The following is a 25,010-nucleotide window of genomic DNA, read 5'->3' on the forward strand; positions in this document are numbered from 1 at the left end:
GCGCGGGTCAGAGCACGCGCAGCGTCCAGGACCAGCGATGGGTGCCGGCCGGGATGAGATAGCCGGGTGAGGTGTCGGGCCCGCAGGAGGCCGTGCCCAGGCCCCGGTGCGCGGCGTCGAGGTGGACGACGCAGCCGGGCCGCGGCACCAGCTCGTCGTGGTGGGTGGCGGCCGCCAGGTCCCCGGCCCGGTAACGGGTCACGGTCACCTGGCGCGGTTCGTCGAGAGCGACCGCGAAGCCCGTGGCGTCCGGTGCCGAGAGCGTGAACCGGCGTACACCGTGCCGCCCGCCGCTCTCCTGCGGACGCAGATAGGGAGTGAACAGCTCGTCCACGGGGAGGGAGTGATGGCCCACCGGGGCGCCCCCGCTCCGGTCCGGATAGGACTCCCAGGGGCCCTGCCCGTACCACTCCAGGACATCGAGCCCGGCGACCGTCTCGAAGACCGAACCCACACGCGGTACGTCGACGAGCGCGGCCGGCAGCTGCGCCGTTTCGTCGATCCGCACGCCGCCCTCGACAGGCGTGAACACCTGCTCGTGGCGTACGGCGCCCGCCAGGGTCGCGTACTCGGCGACCACGGTGACGTTTCCGTCCTCGCGACGCACGCCGACAACCTTGCGCTCCAGCGTGTCGAGCCCCCAGGCCCGCCAGCGCGCCGCCATGCCGCCCAGCTCGTCGTTGTCGGTCGGCGTCCGCCACAGCGACAGCACGGGGGCGGCGGTGAGCAGCGGATGGACGAGCAGACCGTCCTCGTCGACCTCGACGGGGGAGTCGGCCGGCGTGACGGAGACCATGGGGGCGGCCGCCCTGAGCCGGACCTGCGGCACACACACCTCCGTGCCCCGCGGCGCCCACGCCTCTTCGTCCGCCGTCGTGACCCGCAGCGTCAGCCAGGCCTCGCCGCCGTCCTCCGGCAGCGTGAACGGCATCGGCACGGCCACCGATTCGCCCGCCCGTACGTCGGGCAGCTCGGCCGAAGCCGCGAGCGAAGCGAGATGGGGGTGCCCCCGGCCGGAGGCTGGGGGAGTGCCGCCGTCCGCGAGCGACAGCTCCCACTCGGCGGCCAACCACTCAAGGCCCCGGAAGTGCTGGTGGTTGGTGATCCGCAGCTCGCCCCCGATGTACGCGAGCCGCACCGGCGCCGCGATCTCCCGGTGCTCGTACATCACCGGCTTGGGCGTGCGGTCGGGGAAGACGACCCCGTCGGCGATGAAGGCGCCGTCGTGGATCGTCTCGCCGAAGTCGCCGCCGTAGGCCCAGCGGTGGCCCGGTGCGGTGACACCGTTGTCATACAGCCCGGCGCCACCGCGCCCGGCCGGTCTTCCGTCGTTCACGCGCTGAAGAATGCCGTGGTCCCAGAACTCCCAGATGAAACCGCCCTGAAGCCCCGGGGTTGACTCGATGGCGGCCCAGTGGTCGGCCAGCGTGCCGTTGCTGTTGCCCATGGCGTGGGAGTACTCGCACTGGATGAGCGGCTTGGTCTGCTTCCCGGAGAGGGCGTGCGCGACACAGTCCTCAAGGGGCGCGTACATGGGGCAGGCGATGTCGGAGGCGACCTTCGGGTCGGCCCAGCCGAGCTTGGCCGCGCCCTCGTACTGGAGCGGCCGGGCCGGGTCGTGGCGGCGGACCCAGCCCGCGGCGGCGTCGTGGCCCGCGCCGTAGTCGGACTCGTTGCCCAGCGACCAGATGATGACGGAGGGGTGGTTCTTGTCGCGCAGGACCATACGGGAGACGCGGTCCACGAAGGCGCCGAGGTAGCGAGGGTCGTCGGCGATCTCGTGTGCGTGGTCGTGCGCCTCGATGTTCGCCTCGTCGACGACGTAGAAGCCGAGCTCGTCGGCGAGGTCCAGCAGGGAGGGGTCATTGGGATAGTGGGCGGTGCGGATCGCGTTGAAGCCGAAGCGCTTCAGCGTCACCAGGTCGGCGCGCATGTCGTCGTACGACACCGTCCGGCCGGTCAGCGGATGGAAGTCGTGCCGGTTGACGCCCCGGATGTAGACCCGCTCGCCGTTGAGGAGCAGGTCCCGGCCGCGGATCTCGACCTCGCGGAAGCCGACGCGGTGGTGCGAGGTGTCGGCGAGCGAGCCGTCGGCGCGATGCAGCCGTACGGTCAGGGCGTACAGCGCGGGTGTCTCGGCGGTCCAGGGGCGGACGTTCTCGACGACCGTGGTCAGGCGCGCCTCGCCGAGGAAGTCGGAGACCCGGCCGTCCTCCTCCTTGAACCGTTCGAACTCCGCGTCCTGGGTGAGCAGGTGCCCGTCCAGCTCTCCGGTGACGTACCAGCCCTCCGGCAGCGTGCCCCCCGCGTCCCGTACCTGGCAGTCGACCCGTAGCCCGCCGTCGCACCGCGTCCGCACGGTCACGTCGGTCAGCCGCAGGGGATCGGTCGCGTACAGCAGCACCGAGCGGGTGATCCCCGCGTGCCACCACTGGTCCTGGTCCTCGATGTGCGAGGCGTCCGACCACTTGACGACGGTGAGCCGCAGGGAGGCGCGCTCTCCGGGGCGTACGACGTCGGAGAGGTCGAACTCGGCCGCGAGGTGGGAGTCCTTGGAGACGCCGACCGGCCGTCCGTCCACGTGGACCAGCAGTACGCTCTCGGCGGCGCCGACCTGGAGCACGATCCGGCGGCCGGCCCACTCGGCGGGGACGTCCACCTCACGCTCGTACACGCCCGTCGGATTCGCGGCGGGGGAGGTGGGCGGGAACTCACCCCAGGGCATCTGGAAGTTCGTGTACCGCGGCAAGTCGTCGGTGTCCTGAGTGGTCCAGGAGCCGGGTACCTGGAGCGAGGACCAGGCGAGGCCCGGGGTGGCCGTCGGCGTGGGCAGCAGCTGGAAGCGCCACGAGCCGTCCAGCGACAGGGCGCCCGTCCGGCGGTCCACGGCGTTCATGGGCAACCGCCCCCAGGAGGTCACCTCAGGTGACTCCCAGGGGCGGAGCGCGAGCAGCGGGTCCGTCATCAGCGGATGGCCCCCTTGCCGAGGTCCGCGATGATCTGCTTGGCGCCGATCGCGAAGACGATCAGCAGCGGGATGAGGGCGAGGAGCGCGCCGGTCATGACCATTCCGTAGTCGGTGGTGCCGTGTACGCCGTTGAGTTGTGACAGTGCGACCTGAAGTGTCACATTGTCGGGGTTGGTCAGGGCGATCAGCGGCCAGGCGTAGTCGTTCCACTGGCCCATGAAGGTGAAGATGCCGAGGAAGGCGAGGCCCGGCCGGACCACCGGGAGCGCCACGTGCCAGTACTGGCGCAGGAAGCCCGCCCCGTCCAGCTTCGAGGCGTCGATCAGCTCGTCGTGGATCGCGCTCTTCATGTACTGGCGCATCCAGAAGATGCCGAACGCGTTGGCCGCCGCCGGGACGATCAGCGCGGTCATCGAGCCGATCCAGCCCAGCTTCGCCATGATCACGAACTGCGGGATCGCCTGGAGCTGCGCCGGGACCATGAAGATCGCCATCATCAGCGCGAACAGCATCCGGCGGCCAGGGAACTCGAACTTGGCGAACACGAACGCGGCCAGCGAGTCGAAGAGCAGGACCAGGAAGGTCACCGAGGTCGCGACCAGCAGCGAGTTGAACATCGACCCGAAGAAGTCGACGTTGTCGAAGAGATGGCGGACGTTCTCGACGAAGTGCGAGCCGGGCAGCAGCTTCGGCGGGTAGGAGAAGATCTCGGTCGACGAGTGCGTCGACATGATCACGGCCCAGTAGAACGGGAAGACCGAGAGCAGCAGACCGATGATCAGGACCGTATGGAGGGCGATGCCACGGCGCCGCGACCCGTTGATGGTCGACGGGCGCCCCGCCCCCTTCATGGAGGCCGATGAACCCTTGAGGATTGCCATGGTGGGGCCTCCTAGTCTTCGCCCCGGCGCTGCACCAGGCGCCAGTTGATGATCGAGAAGATGATGACGACGAGGAAGATGCCCCAGGCCACGGCGGCGCCGTAGCCGAAGTCGTTGTTGTCGAAGGTCTGCTGGAAGAAGTAGAGGACCATGGTCTGACCCGAGTGGCCGGGACCGCCCGCGAACGACGAGTTGTTGTCCGTGGTCTGCAGCAGCACCTGCGGCTCGGAGAAGGTCTGCAGGCCCGTGACCGTCGAGATGATGAGCACGAACAGCAGCACCGGACGCATCAGCGGCAGCGTGATCCGGAAGAAGGTCTGGATGGGCCCGGCGCCGTCCATCCGCGCCGCCTCGTACAGCTCGCCCGGGACGGTCTGGAGCCCGGCGAGGAAGATGATCGCGTTGTAGCCGGTCCACTGCCAGGTCATCAGCGTGGCGATGGCGACCTTGATGCCCCACGGTGTGTTCAGCCAGGCCACCTGGTCCAGGCCGATCGCCTGCAAGAAGGCGTTCGCCAGGCCGAAGTTGGTGGAGAAGACCGACCCGAAGATGATCGCGACCGCGACGATCGAGGTGACGTTCGGCAGGAAGTAGGCGAAGCGGTAGACGTTCTTGAAGCGGACGGCCGAGTTGAGCATCACGGCCGTGACCATCGCCAGGAAGATCATCGGGAAGGTGGCCAGCGCCCAGATGACGATGGTGTTCCCGATCGAGGTCCAGAACTGGGTGTCCGACAGCAGATAGCGGTACTGCGAGAGCCCCGCGAACTCCATCGAGCCGAGCCCGTCCCAGCGGTGGAACGAGAGGTAGAGCGAGAAGCCGACCGGGATCAGGCCGAAGGCCAGGAACAGCAGATAGAAGGGGGAGATCGCGGCGTACAGCCGCCAGTAGCTGAGGATGCCCTTCTTGGGGTGGACGGCGGGGATCTCGGCGAGGGCCGCGGGGGGCGTGTCGACCACGGGTGCGGTAGCCATGTCAGTAGCTCACCCCCAGGTGGTCCGCGATGCGCCGGCACTTGCTCATGGCGTCCCTCCAGGCCTTCTCCGGGTCCTTGCCGAGCACCGAGAAGTTCTTCAGCTCGTCGTCGATCGGGGTCTTGAGCGCGACGTCGTACGGGCTGTTGAAGGCGACCGGGATGTTCTGCGCCGCCGGGCCGAAGACGTCCATGGTGATCTGGTCGCCGAAGAAGGCGTCGGGTTCGCGCAGCTTCTTCATGGCGTACGACGCCGGGGTCGACGGGAAGAGGACGGAGTCGACGAAGCCCTGGGCCTGGTTGCCCGCGTCGAGCATCCAGGTGATCATCTCGAAGGCCTTCTCCGGCTCCCGGCACGCCTTGGTGATCGCCAGGAACGAACCGCCGATGTCCGACGGTCCGCCCGGACAGGCCGCGACCCGCCACTTGCCCTTGGTCTTCGGCGTGTTGAGCTTGATGTCGCCGGCCGCCCAGGAGGCGTTCAGCTGGCTGGGCAGCAGGCCTCTCTCGGTGGCCGATATGTTGTCCGGCGTGCCGTTGATGATCTTCGAGACCAGGCCGCGGCGGGTGGCCTCGACGGCACGGTCCCAGGCGGTGCGCACATGATCCTGGTCGCCGATGAAGTGCCGGTCCTTGTCGACGAACCGCTTGGTCGACTGGTTGACCGAGATCCCGTAGATGCTGAGGGCGTCGGTGAGGATGAACGCGCCGGGGACGCGCTTCTTGAGCTGTTCACCGGCCGCCATGAACTGGTCCCAGGTGGCCAGCTCCTTGGAGACGTCGGCCGCCTCGTACGGCAGTCCGGCCTTCTGGAAGACGGCCGGCTGGTAGTAGTGGGCGACCGGACCACAGTCGATCGGGAAGCCCACCATCGAACCGTCCTCGGCGATGCCCTGGTCCCACTTCCAGGCCAGGTACTGGTCCTTGAGCTTGTCGGCGCCGAGCGTGCGCAGGTCCACGAACTGGTCGGAGTTCGGCAGATACGAGGCCATGTCCTCGCCCTTGAGCCCGGCGATGTCCGGGATGTGGGCGCGTCCGGTCATCGTCGTCATCAGCTTCGAGCGGTAGTAGCCGCCGATCTGGATGGCCTGCAGGTTCACCGCGCTGTCGTAGCGGGTCTTGGCGTCCTGGACGACCTTCGGGCTCAGCCCGCCGCTCCAGTACCACAGGACCATGTTCCGCCCGGTCGAGCCGGTCGGAACGCCGCAGCCGGTCGCCAGGCCGCCCAGCGCCGTGGCAGCCGTACCGGCCAGGCCGGCGCGCAGCAGGCCCCTTCGTGAGAGCCGCACAGCTCCCACCGCCTTTCGGATCTTTTCGGTCTTCGCGTACGAGGGGTCATATGTGGGTTCTTACGGGGGGCATACAAGGGGTGTTGCGTGGGGTGTTGCGAGATGCGATGCGTGGGGTCCTGCGAGTCCTGCGAGTCGTGCGTGTCCTGCGGGGGGGCTTACGGGGTGTTGCGCGTGGGGTCATCGGGGTGCGCCCGGCCGACGCGCGGCGTCGGGCGGGGTCACGGGCGCGTGGCGGACGGGCGGGCCCGGGTCCGCCGGGATGCGGTCGGCCAGGAAGCCGTACGCGCGCCGTAGTTCACGGTCTTCGAGCGACTGCCACCAGTGGTGGACGCCGTACCAGCCGGGCGCGGCCAGCGCACCGCCGTGCCGCTGTACGGACAGGCCGGCGGCCAGCACCGCGAAGCGCAGCCGTTCCTCCAGCGGCCAGCCGCCCAGTGAGGCCGCGACGAAACTCGCGCCGAAGACATCTCCGGCACCCGTCGCATCCAGGACATCGATGTCAAGGGCGGGCACTTCCGCGTACTCGCCGGTCGTCTGGTCCACGGCCACCGCGCCGTCGCCGCCGCGCGTGACCACGGCGACCGGTACCAGTTCGGTCAGCGTGCCGAGGGCCGCGACCGCACTGTCCGTGCGCGTGTACGCCATCGCCTCCCCTTCGTTCGGGAGGAAGGCGTGGCACAGGGAGAGCTGGTCGAGGAGGTCACGGGACCACTGCTGGGTGGGGTCCCAGCCGACGTCCGCGTAGATCTGGGTGCCGCCCGCGGCGGCCTTGGCGAGCCAGGCGCGCGGTTCGGCCTCGATGTGCACGAGGGCGGTGCGCGCCTCGGGCGGGTCGCCCATCAGCTCGTCCTGCGAGTACGGGGGTTCCTGGCCGTGGGTGACCAGGGCCCGGTCGTTGCCGTGCGCGAGGGAGACGGTGACGGGGGTGTGCCAGCCGTCCGCGGTGCGGGAGAGGGCGAGGTCGACGCCCTCCTGGTCGGCGAGGACCTCGCGGCAGTACGTGCCGTAGTAGTCGTCGCCGAAGACCGTTGCGAGGGAGGTGCGCAGGCCGAAACGGGAGGCCGCGACGGCCAGGTTGGCGATGCCGCCGGGGCTCACGCCCATGCCCTCGGTCCAGATCTCCTCGCCGGCTGTCGGCGGCTTTCCCAGTCCGGTGAGGACGAGGTCGTAGAAGAGCAGACCCGTCAGCAACACATCGGGCCGTTCGTCACCCACAGGACACCCTCTCGTCAAAACTCTGCAAGCGGTGCACAGGATCGTGCGCGCCTCCGACCAGTTTGGCAAGAGTCGAGCAGAAGCGAGCATAGAAATGATTGAGAATGACGAGTAGTGTTCACGGCGTGCTGGCTGAGCGACGACATCAACTCATCCTGCGGGCCCTGCGCTCCGGCGGGCCCGCAGCCGTGACCGACCTCTCCGAACAGCTGGGCGTGAGCCCCGCCACGGTCCGCCGTGACCTGCTGAAACTGGAGGAGGAAGGCCTGCTCACCCGGGTGCACGGCGGGGCGGTCGTGGAGGAGGGCGACCAGCCCTTCGCCGAGGTCGCCGAGGTCCGTGTGGCCGAGAAGGACGCCATCGCGGCGCGCGCCGCCTCGATGGTCCAGGACGGCCAGTCCGTCCTGCTGGACATCGGCACCACCGCCTACCGGCTGGCCCGGCAGCTGCACGGCCGCCGGATCACCGTGATCACCAGCAACCTGGTGGTCTACGAGGAGCTGGTGGACGACGAGGACATAGAGCTGGTGCTGCTCGGCGGCATGGTCCGCCGCGAGTACCGCTCCCTGGTCGGCTTCCTCACCGAGGACAACCTGCGACAACTGCACGCCGACTGGCTGTTCCTCGGTACCAGCGGGGTGCGGCCCGGCGGGCAGGTGATGGACACCACCGTCGTCGAGGTGCCGGTCAAGCGGGCCATGATCGAGGCGGGCGACAAGGTCGTCCTGCTCGCCGACCGCGCGAAGTTCCCGGGTACGGGGATGGCACGGGTCTGCGGCCCCGAGGAGCTGGACGTGGTGGTGACGGACGGCCCGCTGGACCCGGCGACGCGGTCCTCGTTGGAAGAAGCGGGCGTGCAAGTGGTCGTGACAGGAAAGGCGGATACGGCGTGAAGCTGACGATTCTGGGTGGCGGCGGGTTCCGGGTGCCGCTCGTGTACGGGGCACTCCTCGGGGACCGCGCCGAGGGTCGCGTCACCCATGTCGTGCTGCACGACGTGGACGCCGGGCGGCTCACGGCCGTCGCACGTGTACTGGCCGAGCAGGCGAAGGACCTGCCGGACGCCCCCGAGGTGTCCTTCACCACCGACCTCGACGACGCCCTGCGCGGCGCCGACTTCATCTTCTCCGCGATCCGCGTCGGCGGCCTGGAGGGACGTGCCGACGACGAGCGGGTGGCGCTCGCCGAAGGCGTCCTCGGGCAGGAGACGGTCGGCGCCGGCGGTATCGCGTACGGGCTGCGCACGGTCCCCGTGGCCGTCGACATCGCCCAGCGGGTGGCCCGGCTCGCCCCCGACGCCTGGGTCATCAACTTCACCAACCCGGCCGGTCTGGTCACCGAGGCCATGTCCCGCCACCTCGGCGACCGCGTGATCGGCATCTGTGACTCGCCGGTCGGCCTCGGCCGCCGGATCGCCACCGTCCTGGGCGCGAACCCTCGCGAGGCCTGGATCGACTACGTCGGCCTCAACCACCTCGGCTGGGTGCGCGGGCTGCGCGTCGAGGGCCGCGACGAACTTCCGCGCCTGCTCGCCGACCCCGAGCTGCTCGGCTCCTTCGAGGAGGGCAAGCTCTTCGGCGTCGACTGGCTGCAGTCCCTGGGCGCCGTACCGAACGAGTACCTGCACTACTACTACTTCAACCGGGAAGCCGTCCGCGCCTACCAGCGGGCGGAGAAGACCCGCGGCGCGTTCCTGCGCGACCAGCAGAAGCGGTTCTACGACGAGATGAAGCGCCCGGACGCCGCTGCGCTGACCGCCTGGGACCGCACCCGCGCCGAGCGCGAGGCCACCTATATGGCGGAGAACCGGGACGCGGCGGGCGCGGGCGAGCGCGCCGCCGACGACCTCTCCGGCGGCTACGAGAAGGTGGCGCTCGCCCTGATGCGGGCCATCGCCCGCGACGAGCGCACCACTCTGATCCTCAACGTCCGCAACCGCGGCACGCTGAGCGTGCTCGACACGGACGCCGTCATCGAGGTGCCCTGCCTCGTCGACGCCAACGGCGCCCACCCGGTCGCCGTCGACCCGCTGCCCGACCACGCCACCGGACTGGTGTGCGCGGTCAAGGCGGTGGAGCGCGAGGTCCTGTCCGCGGCCGAGTCCGGCTCCCGCACGACCGCCGTCAAGGCCTTCGCCCTGCATCCGCTCGTCGACTCCGTGAACGTGGCCCGCAAGCTGGTCGACGGATACACCTCGGTCCATCCCGGCCTGGCGTACCTTGAGTAAGCGCTTTCCCCCTTGTCGGCTTCTTGGCTTCCCGGCTTCTGGCTTCCTGGAGACTCCTCATGCACGATGAACGCCGCCGGATCGAGGAGCGCGTCGCACGCGTCCACGACCAGCGCATCAAGCCCGCGATCTACGCCGCCTCCGAGCCCTTCGAGGTCGAGGCCTGGCAGGCGCCCGGCGAGCCCGTCCCCTTCGAGGAGGCCGCCACGGCGCCGTACAAGCCCTTCGCGATGGACACCCCCTGGGGGCCGCCGTGGGGCACGACCTGGTTCCGGATGCGCGGGTCGGTCCCCGCGGACTGGGCGGGCAAGCGCGTCGAGGCCGTCTTCGACCTCGGTTTCGTCGGCGACTGGCCCGGCAACCAGGCCGAGGCGCTCGTCCACCTCCCGGACGGGGTCCCGCTGAAAGCGGTCAACCCGCAGAACCAGTACGTGCCGATCGCCCACCCGGCCACGGGCGGTGAGGAGATCCACTACCTGGTGGAGGCGGCCTCCAACCCCGACATCCTCGCAGGCGACTTCGCGGCCCCGACTCCCCTCGGTGACCGCCTCACCGCCGGTGACAAACCGCTCTACACCTTCAAGCGCGCCGACATCGCCGTCCTCGACGAGAACGTCTGGCACCTCGACCTCGACGTCCAGGTACTGCGCGAACTGATGCTGGAGCTCGGCGAGCTCGACCCGCGCCGGCACGAGATCATGGTCGCGCTGGACCAGGCGATGGACGCCCTCGACCTGGACGACATCTCCGGGACGGCCGCCGACGCCCGCGCGGTGCTGGCACCCACCCTGGCCAAGCCCGCGCACGCCAGCGCCCACACCCTCTCCGCCGCCGGCCACGCGCACATCGACTCCGCGTGGCTGTGGCCGATCCGCGAGACCAAGCGCAAGACCTCCCGCACGTTCTCGAACGTCACCGCGCTCGCCGAGGAGTACGAGGAGCTGGTCTTCGCCTGCTCGCAGGCCCAGCAGTACGAGTGGGTGCGCGACAACTACCCGCACGTGTGGGAGCGCATCAAGAAGGCCGTCGCCGACGGGAACTGGGCGCCGGTCGGCGGTATGTGGGTGGAGGCCGACGGCAATCTGCCCGGCGGCGAGGCGCTGGCCCGCCAGCTCATCCACGGCAAGCGGTTCTTCATCGAGCACTTCGGCATCGAGACCAAGGGCGTCTGGCTGCCGGACTCCTTCGGCTACAACGCGGCCTACCCGCAGCTCGCCAAGCTGGCCGGCAACGAGTGGTTCCTGACCCAGAAGCTCTCCTGGAACCAGACCAACAAGCTGCCCCACCACAGCTTCTGGTGGGAGGGCCTCGACGGCACCCGCATCTTCACGCACTTCCCGCCCGTCGACACCTACAACGCCGAGTTCTCAGGCAAGGAGCTCGCGCACGCCGTCCGCAACTACCAGGACAAGGGCCGCGGTACGACGTCCCTGGCGCCCTTCGGCCACGGCGACGGCGGTGGCGGTCCCACCCGCGAGATGATGGAGCGGGCCCGGCGGCTGGCGAGCCTGGAGGGCTCGGCGAAGGTCCGCGTCGAGCACCCGGACGCCTTCTTCGCCACCGCCCGCGAGGAGATCCCCAAGGATCAAGTCTGGTCCGGCGAGCTCTACTTGGAGCTGCACCGCGCCACCTACACCTCGCAGGCCCGCACCAAGCAGGGCAACCGGCGCAGCGAACACCGTATGCGCGAGGCCGAGTTGTGGGCGACCACCGCCGCACTGAACGCGCCGGGCTACTCCTACCCGTACGAGAAGCTCGACCGGCTCTGGAAGACGGTCCTGCTCCACCAGTTCCACGACATCCTGCCCGGCTCGTCCATCGCCTGGGTGCACCGCGAGGCCGAGGCGGAGTACGCCCGGGTGGCGCGGGAGGTCGAGGCGATCACGGCGGAGGCCGTGGCCGCGCTGGGCACGGGCGAGACCCGGGTGTTCAACACCAGCCCGGTCGACCGCGCCGAGGTGGTCCGTACGTCCGCCGGCATCCCGATGTACGCCGAAGTCCCCGCGAACGGCAGCGCGTTGCTGGGCGTGGGCGAGCCCGCGCAGCCGGTGACCGTCGCGGGCCGGGTCCTCGACAACGGCCTGGTCCGTGTCGAGCTGGCCGAGGACGGCACGCTGGCCTCCGTGCGGGACCTGACGGCCGACCGTGAGGTCCTCGCCGACAAGGGCAACCTGCTCCGTCTGCACAGTGACCTCCCGAACTACTGGGACGCCTGGGACATCGACAAGCACTACAAGAACCGCTACACGGATCTGCTCGACGCCGAGTCCGTCACGGTCGTCGAGGACGGTCCGCTGCTCGGCGCGCTGAAGGTGGAGCGCGCCTTCGGCAAGGGCTCGCGGATCACGCAGACGATCACCGTGCGGGCGGGCAGCCGCCGGATCGATGTCGAGACCGAGATCGACTGGCACGAGGCGGAGAAGATCCTCAAGGCCGCCTTCCCGGTGGACATCCGGGCCCCGCACTCCTCCGCGGAGATCCAGTTCGGCCACGTTCAGCGTCCCACCCACACCAACACCAGCTGGGAGTCGGCCCGCTTCGAGGTCTACGGCCATCGCTGGGTGCACATCGCCGAGCCCGGCTACGGCGTCGCGGTCATCAACGACTCGACCTACGGCCACGACGTCTCCCGCACGGTCCGCGAGGACGGCGGTACGACGACGACCGTCCGCCTGTCTCTCGTGCGCGCCCCGCGGGTGCCGGACCCCGAGGCCGACCAGGGCAAGCACCGCTTCACGTACGCGCTGCTGCCGGGGGCGAGCGTCGAGGACGCGATCGCGGAGGGCTACGCGCTCAACCTGCCGTTGCGGGTGGCGGATTCGGCCGGTCCCGCCGAGCCTGTCGTCTCCGTCGACGGGGAGGGCGTGACCATCGAGGCGGTCAAGCTCGCCGACGACGCCTCGGGCGATGTCGTCGTACGCCTCTACGAGTCCCGGGGCGGCCGCGCCACCGGCACCCTGCGCACGGGCTTCCCGCTCGCGGGGGCCCAGGTGACCGACCTCCTGGAGCGCCCGCTGGCGACGGCGGACGCGGACGGGAACGCGGTGGCGGTGTCGCTGCGGCCGTTCGAGGTGCAGACGCTGCGGCTGGCCGTCGGCCGGTAGGAGCAGGGGGCGGGCCGGCGCGGCCCGCCCCTCATCTCAGAGGTATCCGTCCCGGTTGCTGTCACGGATTCGCTCCTGCCGGGCGTTCCTGCGCGTCCGTACGAACGCCACCAGCGGGGCGCGGAAGGCCAGCAGTGCCGTCAGGGCGACCGCGGCCCCGCCCCAGGCGAGGATCGTGTTCAGCAGCGAGTCGACGCGGTGCGACCACGTCTCGTCGACGCGAAGACGCACGGTGATCGGTGGTGTCAGCGTGTACAGCGCACGGTCGGAGTCCTCCTGGTACGTGGTGAGGACGAGGAAGAGGTCGTAGTCACCCGGCTCGCTCGCGGACACGCTCCACCACCAATCGGCACGGTCCCCGGGCCGGGCGATGACCTGTTTCCCGCGGGCCTCGGCGATGGGCTCGATCCGCACGTCAGGGCTCGTGGAGGTCAGGGACGCACTTTCCACGCCGCCCACTTGGAACGACCGGGTCTCCATGTGGGGCCGCGCCGACCTGGACCGGTGGGAGGCCTCGTCACTCAGAGCGGTGAGGACGATCCGGAAGGTGCGGGGTTCGCCGACCGGCGTCGCGAGCCGGGAGCGGTAGTCGAGACGGCCGTCGAAGAGCTGCTTCCGGTCGTTGGCCACCGTGTCCTGGAACGAGGCCTGATCATGGATCGGCGAGCCGGGTGTGCCGCAGCCGCTGAGCGTGGAGAGGGTGACGAGGAGGCCCAGGGCGAGAAGGACACCCCACGGGCCATGGGAGCGGGTTCCGCCTTTCGCGGGCATGTTGCTGCCGCGAGCCGTTTCCGTGTCCCCCATGACCGCCCCTCGAACGTGCGGCAGCCCCCGCAGCGGGCTGCGCATGCGCGCGGATGATTCTTCCCGATGCGGGGGCCTCGTACGGGCTCTTTCGTCCTCGAACGCCTCTCAGCCCGTGAATCCGGCCGTGATCGACGTGAACTGCCAGTTGTTCTGGCTGATACCGGAGCAGTTGCTCACCACGCCGCCGCCGGGGCAGGGCCGGTCACGGTTGACCGCCCAGTAGGCGAGGCGGGCGATGTGGTGCGAGTTCGCCCAGTCGCGGATCTGGGTCCAGATCGCCGGGGTGGTGTTCTCCTGCTGGTCGGACAGACCGTTCATGCCGGAGATGCCGATGTGGGAGTAGGCCGTGGCGTCGTCCCAGCCGAAGGTGGACTTCAGCTTGGCCTTCAGCCCCTCGGCGGCATTGACGGTGTTGCCGTACATGTCGGAGCCGCCGCCGAAGTCGAACGGCATGATCGTGAAGACGTCGATGCCCGCGTTCAGCGACTGCGCCTGCTCGATGAGCCGGTTGCCGTAGTAGGTCGGGCCGGTCGTCGAGGTGCCGAAGGTGACGATCGTCCGCAGGCCCGCGTTGTTGGCCTTGACGGTCTTCAGCGCGGTCAGGATCTTCGCCTGGACGGCCTCGTTCTCGAACTCGTCCGTGTTCTCGATGTCCATGTCGATCGCCTTGAGGCCATAGGCGTCGATGACCTTCTGCAGCGCACCGGCGAGCGCGCTCGCCGAGGAGCAGTTGGCGCCGAGCTTGCTGCCCTGCCAGCCACCGAACGACGGGACGACGTCACCGCCCGCGGAGCGGATCTGGTTGATGACGGTCTGGTCGGTGCCGCCGGTGAGCGCCCTGCTGCCGTCCCAGGCGGGGTTGCAGCCGCCCGAGTCCAGCATGAACGCCATCGTGAACGACTTGATCCCGGTCGAGCTCATCACCGAGGTCGCGCTCGGCGGATCGCCCCAGCCGAGGTAGAGGTACGGTGCCGCCTGCTTGAAGCCGGTGCCGCCGCCGGTGCCCGCGTCCGTGGTCACGGACACGGAGTTGGAGGCCCCGGAGGTGTTCCCGGCCGCGTCCCGCGCCTTCACCGTGAACGTGTAGGCGGTGCTCGACGACAGACCGCTGACCGTCGCACTCGTCCCCGAGACGCTCAGCACCTGGTTCGAGCCACTGTAGATGTCGTACGCGGTGACGCCCACGTTGTCGCTGGACGCGCCCCACGACAGGGACACGCTGGAGGAGGTCTTGCCGGTGGAGGTCAGGTTCGTCGGCGCGGTCGGCGCCTGGGTGTCGGAGCCGCCTCCGCCGCCGCCCGGACCGTCCAGGCTGATGTCGTCGGCGTAGTAGGTGCCCTGCGCGTACCAGCCGTGGACGTAGATGTTGGCGCTGGTCTGTGAGGCACCGGTCGTGAAGGACACGGTGAGCTGGCTGTACGCCGACGGGGACGTCGTCCAGGTCGAGGCACCGCCGTCCACGCCCAGGTAGACATAGCTGCCGCGCACCCAGCCCGAGAGGCTGTACGTGGTGTTCGGCTGGACCGAGACGGTCTGGCTGCACTGGGCGTTGTCGCTCGAACTCGCCGCCCCGGCAAGGGCCTTGGAGCCGCCGTGCACGGGGCTGGAGACGACCGAGCCGAGGTTCCCGGTGCATGACCAGGGGGAGAGGCTGCCCGACTCGAAGCCGGGGTTGGACAGGATGTTGGCCGCCTGGGCCGTGGTGGGCAGGGCGACCGCCCCGGCCAGGGCCAGGGCGGCGGTGCCGAGCAGAGCGAGGAGACGATGTCTGGATCGCCTGAGGTCTGTTCTGAGGTCGGTGATGCGCACGCGATCTCCCTGAAGAAATGGGGGTGTTCGGGAGTGCTGAGAGGTGCGCAACCAAGTTGGTATGGACCAATCTCGCTGTCAAGGCATTGCGCGGAATTGGTCCAGACCGGTGGGGCGAGTGGGTGGGTGCGTGAGCGGGATGCGGGGTGTGGGGTCAGGCGGGGGCGATGGCCGCCGTGGGCGCTCCGGTGGGGGTGGTTTCCGCGGCCGGTGCCGACACCGGTGTCGATGTCGGTGCCGGGGCGACCTGCGGCGCGGGGGTCGGGGTGGGCGGCGCCGGCAGCATCGGCGCGGGCGCCTCGGCGCGCTGCTGCGGCAGCGACACCGGGCGTACCGGACGGGGTCCCGCGATCACCGTGTAGTCCTGCCCGAGCAGCGGCGGAACCAGCTCGCCGGTCTCCTCGCCGAGCGCCAACTGCACAGCCGCCCAAGGGGCGTTGACGCCGCACTGTGAGAGCTGGTGCAGGCCGCCCGCCGGACGGGTGTTGACGTCCATGAGGACCGGATCGTCGCCGAACATACGGAACTGAATGTTCGTCAGATAGTGCAGTCCGAACGCCTCCGCGAGCAGCCGCGCGGGCTCGATGAACGAAGGGTGCAGCGTGAAACCGCGGCGCCGTCCGTTCTTGGTGCGGCCCACCGCCATACGGACCCGGCCGTCCGGCGCCGTGAGGCAGTCGACGGACACCTCCGGCTGCCCCAGGAGCGGCATGACCAGCCAGTCGACCGGCTCGTCGGCCTCGCGCAGCGCCGCCGCGACCAGGTCGAGCGGGACGTACGGGCTCGGAAATCCGTTGAGGTGCACGAGGGAGAAGGGGGTGCGCGTGATGACGCGGAAGCCCACTCCGCCCGCCCCCGCCGCCGGCTTGAAGCAGGCCTTGTGGCCCTCGGCCTCCAGTGTCTCGACCGCCACGAGGAGCTCCTCCTCGGTGCGCACCCGCCACCACGGCGGCACCGGCACGCCCACCGCCTGCACCGCCTGGTAGGCGGTGGCCTTGTCCTGGAAGACGGCCACGGCCTCGGCGGGCGGCGCCAGCAGGGCCGTACCGAGCGCGGCGAACTCCGCGCGGTGCGCCACGAGCGCGGCCTGGTGCAGGACCGGCACGAACACGTCGATGGAGTGGCGGGCGCACTGGTCGAGCGCGTACTCGACGTACGCGGCGGGGGAGAGGCCCTCCGGCTCCATGGCGGCGGTGTCGGCGGCGGCCAGCACGGGGGAGTCGGGATCGCCGTGCGTGGCATGGATCTCGACCGGACGGAGCTGCGGATTACTTCGCAGCTGATCCATGAAGAACACGTTCTCCGCGTACGTGCGGTTGAGCCAGACGCGTACGCGAGAACCCATTCAGGCCGCCTTTCACGGTTTCCGGGCACGGCGGAGCAGGCCGTGCCCGGCCAGGGGAGAGGGAGGAACAGCAAACCGCCATACGCCGAGGAAGGCTGGTGACGGATGTGTTGGGGCGATCATAAGGGGCGCGAGCCCGGTATGACGCTACGGGCGTGTTACGGATTTCCCGAGACCCCGAACATGAGCTCCGGTACGCCGGGGCCCGCCCTTCGGGCGGACGACGGGAAGGTGACGACAGGACCTGGCGCGCGGGCCGTTCTTGTCCCGCGCGGGCGAATGTGTTCTTGTGTTTCCAGTCTTTTTCTCGGAGGTGGCGAGGGTGCGGTCGACGGCCGGCGGACACGGAAACCTGCTGGCCATCAGCGACCTGCACATCGGGTACGCGGAGAATCGCGCCCTGGTCGAGAAGATGCGCCCCCACACGGACGACGACTGGCTCCTCGTGGCCGGTGACGTCTCGGAGTCCGTGGCCGACATCCACTGGGCCCTCGAAACGCTCGGCGGACGCTTCCGCAAGGTCCTCTGGGCGCCCGGCAACCATGAACTGTGGACCCATCCCAAGGACACCGTGAAGCTCCGCGGTGTCGCCCGCTACGAGCATCTCGTCGCGCTGTGCCGGGAGTTGGGCGTCATCACCCCCGAGGACCCCTACCCGGTCTGGGACGGGCCGGGCGGCCCCGCGGTCGTCGCACCGCTCTTCCTGCTCTACGACTACTCGTTCCTGCCGCCGGGCTGCGCGACCAAGGACGAGGGCATGGCGTACGCCGAGAAGACCGGGGTGATCTGCACCGACGAGCACGTCCTGCACCCCGACCCCTACCCGAGCCGCGAGGCCTGGTGCCGGGCGCGGGTCGCCGAGACCGAGCGCAGGCTCGCCGAGCTGCCCGAGGACCTGCCCACGGTCCTGGTCAACCACTACCCCCTGGACCGCCACCCGACCGACATCCTGCGCTACCCCGAATTCGCGATGTGGTGCGGGACCCGGCTGACCGCCGACTGGCACCGCCGCTTCCGCGTCGAGGTCATGGTCTACGGTCATCTGCACATCCCGCGGACCACCCATCACGAGGGCGTCCGCTTCGAAGAGGTCTCGGTGGGATACCCCCGCGAGTGGCGCCCCCGCCCGGGCCCACCGGACACCCTGCGCCTCATACTGCCGATGGAGGTCGGAACCGGTGATCGAGGAGCTGCTCCCGGATTCGGTCGTGACCGTGGAAGCACACGGTGACGACCACGTCTGGGGCGCGCCGCTGTACCCCGGGGAGCAGCAGCTCGTGGCGCGGTCCGTGGAGAAGCGGCGCCGTGAGTTCGCCGCCGTGCGTGCCTGCGCACGCCGGGCCATGGAGAAGCTCGGCGTGCCCGCGCAGCCCGTCCTGCGCGGCGAGCACGGGGCGCCCGTGTGGCCCGCCGGGCTGATCGGCAGCATGACGCACTGCGAGGGCTACTGCGCCGCGTCTCTCGCCCGCGCCACCGATCTGGCCTCCCTCGGCATCGACGCCGAACCTCACGAGGAGCTCCCGCCCGACGTCATCACCGCCGTGGCCCTGTCCACGGAGCAGGACCGGGTACGCGAGCTGGCGGCGCGGAACCCGGCCGTGCACTGGGACCGGCTGCTGTTCAGCGCCAAGGAGTCCGTCTACAAGGCGTGGTTCCCCCTCACCGGCGAGTGGCTGGACTTCCTCGAGGCGGACATCGAGATCTTCGCGGACGGCGGCCCCGCGCCCCGGAATTCCGAGGCGCGGGGCGCGGAGGCCGACGGCACCGTCCGGTCCGGTCGCTTCCGCGCCGCACTCCTCGTGCCGGGACCGCTGGTGGGCGGCCGGCGGATCGAGTCCTTCGACGGGCGCTGGACGGTCCGGCGGGACCTGGTGGCCACGGCCGTCACCGTGCCCCACGCGGGCGTCGGCAAGGCCTGAGGGCGGGCGTCGGCAAGGCCTAGGACAGGCGGCCTCCCGGCTCCGGGCACCAGCTGTGCAGCAGATGGAAGAACGCCTCCTCGTTGCCCGCGAGGCCGGCCGCCTCGAGTGCCCGCTCCGCCTCGGCGAGGGCGGAGGGCGGCACCGCGGGTGGTCGCTGCCCGTCCGGCGGTCTGTCGAAGGCCGCTCGTACGGTCTGGAGGAGACGCAGATAGGCCTGTACGGCGGCGCGTTCGTGGTCGGTCAGTACGGCGGTCGGCATCGGACGGCTCTCCCCGGGTCGGCTGGTCGAAGCGGTACATGGCGGTACGTGTCTCCAGCTTGCCGTCCGCCACTGACAATCCCCTTTCGATGGGCGGAGGTTCGCCCGCTTAGCGGAGGCGAAACCTCCCGGAAATCCCTTGTGGAACAGGGCCTCTAGGCTGGGAAGAAGAGCCGGGAGGAGCCTTCTCGGTGGCGGGGAAGCCGCCTCCACGGCGGCCTGAGAGCTGCCCGCACGGCAGCATGGAAGCTGCCCTCGCGGCGGCCTGGGAACAGGAGGTGAGCCCGTGGTCGACGTACCGCCTCGGCGTCCGCGGCATGGCCCGCGGCTGCGCTCGGTGGGCGACGGGGAGCTGCGCCTGCAGCACCGCGTCGTGCACGGCTACCGTCGTGCTTACCGGGTGGCGGGCGAGGGCCCGGCGCTCGTCCTCATCCACGGCATCGGCGACTCCTCGGCGACCTGGGCCGAGCTGATCCCCGACCTGGCCCGCTCCCACACGGTGATCGCGCCCGACCTGCTCGGCCACGGCTCCTCCGACAAGCCGCGCGCCGACTACTCGGTGGCCGCGTACGCCAACGGGGTGCGCGATCTGCTCACCACGCTCGACATCGAGTCCGCCACCCTGGTCGGGCACTCGCTCGGCGGCGGCGTCGCGATGCAGTTCGCCTACCAGTTCCCCGAGCGCACCGAACGACTCATCCTGGTCAGCGCGGGCGGCGTCGGCGGCGAGGTCAACCCCGTGCTGCGGGCCGTCTCGCTGCCGGGCGCCCACCTGATGCTCTCCACGCTGCGACTGCCCGGCATGCGGCTCCAAGTCGGCCTGTTCCTACGCCTGATGAGCCTTCTGGACACCGATCTGGGCCAGGACGCGCCGGAGTTGCTGAACCTCGTCGACGCGCTGCCCGACGCGACCTCCCGCAGCGCGTTCATCCGCACCCTGCGGGCCGTCGTCGACTGGCGCGGGCAGGCGGTGACCATGCTCGACCGCTGCTATCTGACCGAGGGCATGCCCACGATGCTGCTCTGGGGCGACCGGGACAGCGTGGTGCCGGTGCGGCACGCGTACGGGGCGCACCAGGCGATGCCGGGAAGCCGGCTGGAGATCTTCGAGGGCGCGGGTCACTTCCCCTTCCACAGCGACCCGGCGCGCTTCCTCGCCCTCGTCGAGGAGTTCACCAGCACCACCAGCCCGGCCGACTGGAGCCGCGAGCACTGGCGGGAACTGCTGCGCGCGGGCCGCCCCGGCACGACCGCGGGCCGGCCGGATACCGCGCACAACCGTGCGATGGAACGCGACCTGAGAGAGGCGAGCGAACGCAGCGCGACGTGACGTCCGCCTCGGCCGAGCCACACGCCCTGCGCCCGCCTTCCGGCCCCGCCCCTCCGCTCAGCCGCGTGTCGGGGTTCCTGACAGTTCCGGCGCGTTCAGTACCGCTTCTCGTTCCTCGGCCGTGAGGGGCGGCTCGGTGAGCGGGGGGAGGCGTCGGCCGCGCAGGGCCGCGAGGACGACCTCGGGCTTGACGAGGGTGGACAGCGGTGCGGAGAGCGTGGTCACGGCGAGGAACGCCCGGGCGACCGGCTGCCGTTCCGCCGCGGTGCGTGCCAGCCGCGCCATATAGCGGTTCAGCAGCTTCCGCACGCCGCCGGGCTGCTCGCCGATCGCCCCCGGGTAGCGGATGTCCGTCCCGGTGGCCAGCTCCCAGGCGATCGCCACCGGAAGCGCCACCGCGCGCTGCACCCGCCGTGCGAGCCCCGGCGCCGTGACCCCGTGCTCGGCCACCTGCTCGCGCAGCGTCAGCGCGCCCTGCGCGGCCACCGACATGCCGTGGCCGTAGACCGGGTTGTACGTGGCGACGGCGTCGCCGAGCGCGACGAACCCTTCCGGCCAGTCCTGGACCTTCTCGAAGCGGCGCCGCCGGTTGATCGTGCTGCGGCTGAGCACCACGTCCGTCAGCGGCTGCGCGCGTGCGATGAGCTCGCCCACCACGGGGTGCCGCAGGCCGCGCGCGAACGGCTCGAACTCGTCGGCCGAGGCGGTCGGCTGTCCTTCGCGCGTGCCCGACAGCGTCACCAGCCAGCGCCCGCCCTCGACGGGTACGAGGGTCGCGGACCGGCCCGGCACGGGCCGCGCCGGGTCGGGCTGCACGGAGACCACGGGGTGGTCCTCGGTGCCCGCCGGTGCCCGGAAGATCCGGCTGGCGCAGACGAGCCCGGAGTCGATCTCGTCCATCGGCGCCTGCGGGACGCCCAGCGCGTCCAGCCAGGCGGTGGACCGCGAGCCGCGCCCCGAGGCGTCCACCACCAGATCGGCCGCCAGGACGCGCTCCTCGCCCGCCCGCGTCCGCACCCGCACGCCCGTCACCCGGGAGGCGTCGCCCTCCAGACCGAGCAGTTCCGTGCCGTCCAGGACGGTCACCCGCTCGTGCCGGGCGACCTGGTCGCGCAGCACCGAGTCGAGCAGGTCACGGCTGCACGTGATCATGAACTCCGTCTCGGGCCAGCGCCGCAGCCAGCCCTGCGCCGACAGGGAGACGAGACCGGTCGGCAGCGGGATGCGGCGGGCGCCCGCGGCGAGCCAGGCAGCGGTCACGCCGGGCAGCAGCTCCTCCATCGCACGGGCGCCGCCGGACCACAGCAGATGGGCGTGGCGGGCCTGCGGGAGGCCCCTGCGCGGCTCGGGCCCGGCGGGCAGGACATCGCGCTCGACGACGGTGACGTCGGCGTACGTGTGCAGGGCGGCGGCGGCCAGCAGACCGGCCGGCCCCGCACCGACGACGACGGCCCGACGGGAGGCCTCGGCACGGCCGGCGGCTGCCGCGCTCCGGGGGGCGCTAGCGGGATTGCTCATGGAAGTCGCTCTCTGACCTGATGGCGGCTCGTCCTCGGACGGCCGCGACGACGGGTGACTGACGCAGTGCCAGCGACATCCGTACGAGGTCGCGTGGACCCTCGGCGGAAGCGGCAGCGGAAGCGGAAGCGGCCGGGGCGGTGGCGGCCTCCGCCGCGCCGATGGCCCTGCCCTCCGGGTCGGCCGTCCTGGCCCGTACCGCCGCCGTCACCATCGCCGCGTCGGCCTCGGCCTGTGCCTGGGCGGGCTCGGAACCCGCCGCAACGGCCGCGTCGTAGGCGAGAGAGCGCACCTCGGAGTCGAAGTAGGGGTACAAGCTCAGCATGCCGTCGTGGATGTCGGACTCCCGCTGGGTGACCTGGAGTTCGGCGGGGGACCACCAGGAGATCCGCACCGCGTGCTCCTCGTGCGCCGAGACCGACTTCAGCTCGTGCCACAGCGGCCCGAGCCGGCGGTACGTCGACCAGGTGGCCCAGCTGTCGCCGATGCGCTGGCAGGCCAGCGGGATCAGGAAGCCGACCGCGCTGACCTCGGCACCGGCGGAGGCCAGCGCGGGGGCCAGGTCGGTGCTCAGACCGTCCAGGTTCGCGCCGTTCCAGCGGGCGATCACGGCGATGAACTTGGTGACCGCGTAAGGGACGTTGAAGAGGAAGCCGACCGCGATCGTCAGCAGCCCGGCCCGCAGCCGGCCGCCCACCTGCAGGGCCCAGCGCCAGCACATGACGTTCATCGCGACACCGGCGACGGTCAGTGCGACGAGGTAGAGCAGGATCATCTCGCGGATGAACGGTGTGTTGGCGTAGTAGGTGTCGAAGTCCCGCAGCCGCTCGTCGGGGCAGTTCCCGAGCAGGTGCAGCACGATCAGCGCCGCACTGACCACGCCGTACCCGGTGATCCAGCGGCGGGAGAGCCTGCGGGTCACCTCGGGCGGCCCGCCGCGCCAGTTGATGATCAGCACCAGACAGGAGGCGCTGAAGGCGCTCAGCAGGCAGTAGACCAGTGGCGCCGAGATGTTGGGGATTCCGGTGAGGGCGTTGACCGCGGTGATGGTCGGCGGGGCCGCGAAGAGGAACACCAGGCAGGCCAGCGTCAGCAGGACGCCCACGGACCGCAGCAGCGGGTCGCGCCAGCCGCGGATCAGGGCGGGTGCCTTGATGGCGAGGGCGACGCCCATGGCGACGGCCGGGACATAGTAGCTGGATCCGTCCATGTCGGGGAAGGTGCCCTCAGCCCCGCGGTCCGCGGTAGCCCAGGGACGCCTCGATCCGGCCGGCCAGACCGTCCCGGCTCTTCGGCCCGCGCAGCGAGGAACCAGCCAGCCACGTACGGCACTTGCTGGCGAGCAGCAGGCCGAAACTCTCGGCCTGCTGCTCGTCCGCGACGTCGAAGCGGGTGCGCGCGGCGACCTTCAGGACGGTCGCCTGCAGATCGGTGTGGTCGCTGAGCAGGCGGGCCGCGACGGCGGCGCCCTCGACGTGGTGGCTGCGGTGCCCGGCCTCCATGTGCCACAGCTCGTGGCCGAGGATCACCAACTGGTGGTCGGGCGCGGTGCGTTCCTCGATGACGACGAGGTCCTGATCGGGCATGTCGAGCCACAGCCCGCTGGCGGTGCCGAGCGGGAACGCGGCCGTACGGAACCGGACGGGCCGGCCGCGGCGCCTGCTCATCGTGTCGCACAGGGCGCCGTACAGGGCGGCGGGCTCCGCCGGTGCCGGGAGCTGCAGCTCCGCTACCAACTCGCCGCACAGACGGCGCATTTCCCTGCCGATTCCGATGCCCACAGTTCTCCCCCGGATCACGACTCGGGCCGCTTGACGCTTTCCAGGAGCATGTCCAGCCACTCGGCGACCTTGTCGCGGTGCTGGTCGGTGGGCAGCTGTGCGGCCCGCCAGGCGATTCCGCGGACGCCGTGGTTCTGCAGCAGCCGCTCGAGCGGGTCGTCGGCGGCCGCGGCCGCCTCGCGCTCGCGGTCGGCGAGCTGTTGCAGCAGTTCCTGTTCCGAGCGCTGCAGGGCGCCCACGAGCGCCTCGGAGTCCTCGGCCGTGAGGAAGCCCGCGTGCACCCGGAAGAAGCGTTGGATGGCGTCGCAGTGCTCCATCGTGGGGCGCCGGTCGCCATTGATCAGGGCGCCCGCCTGTTGACGCGACATGCCCGCGCCGTCGGCGATCTCCTGCTGGGTGTATTTGCGCCCGTTGGGCTTGAGCCGGGTGCGGCGCAGCAGGTCCAGGCGCTGGAGGAAGCGGGCCTGCAGATCGGGTTCACCGGCGGGGCGGCCGCCGAGCAGGGCCCGCACCACGGGTTCGGGGACGCCGGACTCGGCCGACAGGCGCTGGACGTCGAAGACCTCGGAGTGCTGCACATCGAGCCGGTCGGCGAGTGCGGTGACCCGGGCCACGACGGCCGGCAGCAGAACCGTCGCCGTGGCGCCCGGAACTTCGAAGCCATCGGTCACCGACAGATCTCCTACGTCTCTCTCAGGTACATCATTCCGGCCCCCGGTTTTCTCAGGTCTCTCTCACCATGGTCAGGGACCAACCGGAGACTAGCCGTTCGCTCGAACTCACATCCAGGTGTCGCCACAACTGTGGCGAGATCCAGCCGTCAACAAGCGCCAAATGCCACGATAGTTGACACGGCTGAGCTCCGGGAAGCAGGATCGGGGCGCCGCGTGAAGGCCGCAGAGGCAAGAGGGGTGACCTCCCGATGGCGTATCAGGCAGGAAGGCAGCGGTCCCAGCCGCGACCTGTCCCCGAGAGTCCCGAGGCGCGGGCGTATCTCCAGGATTACGCCACGCTCCTAGAGTCCGTTCCGTTCCCCTCCGTCGTCTTCGATCGCCGCTGGGACGTCGTGCTGTCCAACGCCGGGTTCGAGACACTTTTTCGCGGCGTCGGGCCCCACCCGACGGCGATGCCGGGCGACAACTTCCTCCGGTTCGTCCTGTTCCATCCGGACGCGGCCACGGTCCTCGGCGAGCACGAGTCGAGCTGGTGCCTGCCGATGCTGGCCCACTTCGCCGCCGCGGTGGAGCGCGACGGCAAGGACCGCGGACTGCAGTCGATCCGCCGGGACATCGCCCAGGACCCGATCATGGAGGCCGCCTACCGGCACGGCCTGCCGCACTGGATCCGCGCGGTCGGCCCGGACGCCGTCGAGCACGACGGCGCCGTACGGCCGCTGACGCACCCCGACCCCCGCTGGGGCCGCACGGACTGCCGGATCGTCGGCGAGACCCCCAAGACCCTTGAGGACATGGGCTATACGCGGATGACCCTGGTCCTGCGCGAGACACGGCAGGCGACCGCCGGACCGCGGACGGCGCGCACGACGCGCAACGGCGCGGCGGAGCTGCGAGCGGTCTGA

General features: G+C 70.6%; 20 protein-coding genes. 7 read left to right on the top strand and 13 right to left on the bottom strand.

Annotation, left to right across the window (positions count from 1 at the left end):
• Positions 1 to 7: 7 nt before the first annotated feature.
• The 5 genes from OG747_RS39420 to OG747_RS39440 form a co-directional block, all read right to left on the bottom strand.
• A complete protein-coding gene (locus tag OG747_RS39420) occupies positions 8 to 2,965 on the bottom strand; it encodes a glycoside hydrolase family 2 TIM barrel-domain containing protein (RefSeq protein ID WP_405884131.1) in 2,958 nt (985 codons plus the stop codon).
• Positions 2,965 to 3,849, bottom strand: coding sequence for a carbohydrate ABC transporter permease (locus OG747_RS39425; RefSeq protein ID WP_405884132.1), 885 nt, complete (start codon positions 3,847 to 3,849; stop codon positions 2,965 to 2,967). The genes OG747_RS39420 and OG747_RS39425 overlap by 1 nt, the downstream gene beginning before the upstream one ends.
• 11 nt (positions 3,850 to 3,860) lie before the next feature.
• Positions 3,861 to 4,823 (bottom strand): carbohydrate ABC transporter permease, encoded by a 963-nt coding sequence (locus tag OG747_RS39430; protein ID WP_405884133.1) that lies wholly within the window; start codon positions 4,821 to 4,823, stop codon positions 3,861 to 3,863.
• Between the two features lies 1 nt (position 4,824).
• On the bottom strand, positions 4,825 to 6,111 hold the full coding sequence (locus OG747_RS39435; protein ID WP_405884134.1) for an ABC transporter substrate-binding protein: 1,287 nt from the start codon (positions 6,109 to 6,111) through the stop codon (positions 4,825 to 4,827).
• Positions 6,112 to 6,291: 180 nt separating this feature from the next.
• A complete protein-coding gene (locus OG747_RS39440) occupies positions 6,292 to 7,329 on the bottom strand; it encodes a carbohydrate kinase family protein (RefSeq protein ID WP_405884135.1) in 1,038 nt (345 codons plus the stop codon).
• A 125-nt stretch (positions 7,330 to 7,454) separates the two neighbouring features.
• Here OG747_RS39440 and OG747_RS39445 point away from each other — a divergent pair, with 125 nt between their 5' ends.
• From OG747_RS39445 to OG747_RS39455, 3 genes are read left to right on the top strand one after another with little or no spacing between them, the layout of a single operon-like run.
• On the top strand, positions 7,455 to 8,222 hold the full coding sequence (locus tag OG747_RS39445; RefSeq protein WP_405885945.1) for a DeoR/GlpR family DNA-binding transcription regulator: 768 nt from the start codon (positions 7,455 to 7,457) through the stop codon (positions 8,220 to 8,222).
• On the top strand, positions 8,219 to 9,556 hold the full coding sequence (locus tag OG747_RS39450; RefSeq protein ID WP_405884136.1) for a 6-phospho-beta-glucosidase: 1,338 nt from the start codon (positions 8,219 to 8,221) through the stop codon (positions 9,554 to 9,556). Before OG747_RS39445 ends, OG747_RS39450 begins: the two co-directional genes overlap by 4 nt.
• 59 nt (positions 9,557 to 9,615) lie before the next feature.
• The gene (locus tag OG747_RS39455) at positions 9,616 to 12,660 is read left to right on the top strand and encodes an alpha-mannosidase (protein WP_405884137.1); all 3,045 of its coding nucleotides are present in this window, start codon (positions 9,616 to 9,618) and stop codon (positions 12,658 to 12,660) included.
• A 36-nt stretch (positions 12,661 to 12,696) separates the two neighbouring features.
• On the opposite strand, the gene OG747_RS39460 is transcribed toward OG747_RS39455, so the two are convergent.
• The 3 genes from OG747_RS39460 to OG747_RS39470 form a co-directional block, all read right to left on the bottom strand.
• Positions 12,697 to 13,464 (bottom strand): hypothetical protein, encoded by a 768-nt coding sequence (locus tag OG747_RS39460; protein WP_405884138.1) that lies wholly within the window; start codon positions 13,462 to 13,464, stop codon positions 12,697 to 12,699.
• A 108-nt stretch (positions 13,465 to 13,572) separates the two neighbouring features.
• A complete protein-coding gene (locus OG747_RS39465; RefSeq protein WP_405884139.1) occupies positions 13,573 to 15,276 on the bottom strand; it encodes a carbohydrate binding domain-containing protein in 1,704 nt (567 codons plus the stop codon).
• A gap of 154 nt (positions 15,277 to 15,430) precedes the next feature.
• On the bottom strand, positions 15,431 to 16,621 hold the full coding sequence (locus OG747_RS39470; RefSeq protein WP_405884140.1) for an ATP-grasp domain-containing protein: 1,191 nt from the start codon (positions 16,619 to 16,621) through the stop codon (positions 15,431 to 15,433).
• A gap of 322 nt (positions 16,622 to 16,943) precedes the next feature.
• On the opposite strand from OG747_RS39470, the gene OG747_RS39475 reads away from it, so the two are divergent.
• Together OG747_RS39475 and OG747_RS39480 are read left to right on the top strand one after the other, a co-directional pair.
• Positions 16,944 to 17,852, top strand: coding sequence for a metallophosphoesterase family protein (locus OG747_RS39475; protein WP_405884142.1), 909 nt, complete (start codon positions 16,944 to 16,946; stop codon positions 17,850 to 17,852).
• The gene (locus OG747_RS39480) at positions 17,800 to 18,540 is read left to right on the top strand and encodes a 4'-phosphopantetheinyl transferase (RefSeq protein ID WP_405884143.1); all 741 of its coding nucleotides are present in this window, start codon (positions 17,800 to 17,802) and stop codon (positions 18,538 to 18,540) included. The genes OG747_RS39475 and OG747_RS39480 overlap by 53 nt, the downstream gene beginning before the upstream one ends.
• A gap of 19 nt (positions 18,541 to 18,559) precedes the next feature.
• Here the strand turns inward: OG747_RS39480 and OG747_RS39485 are convergent, their stop codons facing one another.
• Positions 18,560 to 18,802 carry a hypothetical protein gene (locus OG747_RS39485; protein ID WP_405884144.1) on the bottom strand — a complete coding sequence of 81 codons (243 nt, stop codon included), beginning with the start codon at positions 18,800 to 18,802 and terminating at the stop codon, positions 18,560 to 18,562.
• Between the two features lie 286 nt (positions 18,803 to 19,088).
• On the opposite strand from OG747_RS39485, the gene OG747_RS39490 reads away from it, so the two are divergent.
• Positions 19,089 to 20,132: an alpha/beta fold hydrolase gene (locus OG747_RS39490; RefSeq protein ID WP_405884145.1), complete on the top strand. Its 1,044-nt coding sequence runs from the start codon at positions 19,089 to 19,091 to the stop codon at positions 20,130 to 20,132.
• A 57-nt stretch (positions 20,133 to 20,189) separates the two neighbouring features.
• Here OG747_RS39490 and OG747_RS39495 read toward each other — a convergent pair whose 3' ends face one another.
• The 4 genes from OG747_RS39495 to OG747_RS39510 are packed head-to-tail and all read right to left on the bottom strand — an operon-like array spanning position 20,190 to position 24,102.
• Entirely contained in the window at positions 20,190 to 21,650 is a 1,461-nt protein-coding gene (locus OG747_RS39495) for an FAD-dependent monooxygenase (protein WP_405884146.1), read from the bottom strand.
• The gene (locus OG747_RS39500) at positions 21,634 to 22,860 is read right to left on the bottom strand and encodes an MAB_1171c family putative transporter (RefSeq protein WP_405884147.1); all 1,227 of its coding nucleotides are present in this window, start codon (positions 22,858 to 22,860) and stop codon (positions 21,634 to 21,636) included. Before OG747_RS39500 ends, OG747_RS39495 begins: the two co-directional genes overlap by 17 nt.
• Positions 22,861 to 22,876: 16 nt before the next feature.
• The gene (locus OG747_RS39505) at positions 22,877 to 23,407 is read right to left on the bottom strand and encodes a toxin-antitoxin system, toxin component (RefSeq protein WP_405885946.1); all 531 of its coding nucleotides are present in this window, start codon (positions 23,405 to 23,407) and stop codon (positions 22,877 to 22,879) included.
• Positions 23,408 to 23,445: 38 nt separating this feature from the next.
• Positions 23,446 to 24,102, bottom strand: a complete 657-nt coding sequence (locus tag OG747_RS39510; RefSeq protein ID WP_405884148.1) for a helix-turn-helix domain-containing protein — start codon at positions 24,100 to 24,102, stop codon at positions 23,446 to 23,448.
• Positions 24,103 to 24,353: 251 nt separating this feature from the next.
• On the opposite strand from OG747_RS39510, the gene OG747_RS39515 reads away from it, so the two are divergent.
• A complete protein-coding gene (locus OG747_RS39515) occupies positions 24,354 to 25,010 on the top strand; it encodes a hypothetical protein (RefSeq protein ID WP_405884149.1) in 657 nt (218 codons plus the stop codon).

The sequence above is a fragment of the Streptomyces sp. NBC_01384 genome, assembly GCF_045040035.1.
GTDB lineage: Bacteria > Actinomycetota > Actinomycetes > Streptomycetales > Streptomycetaceae > Streptomyces.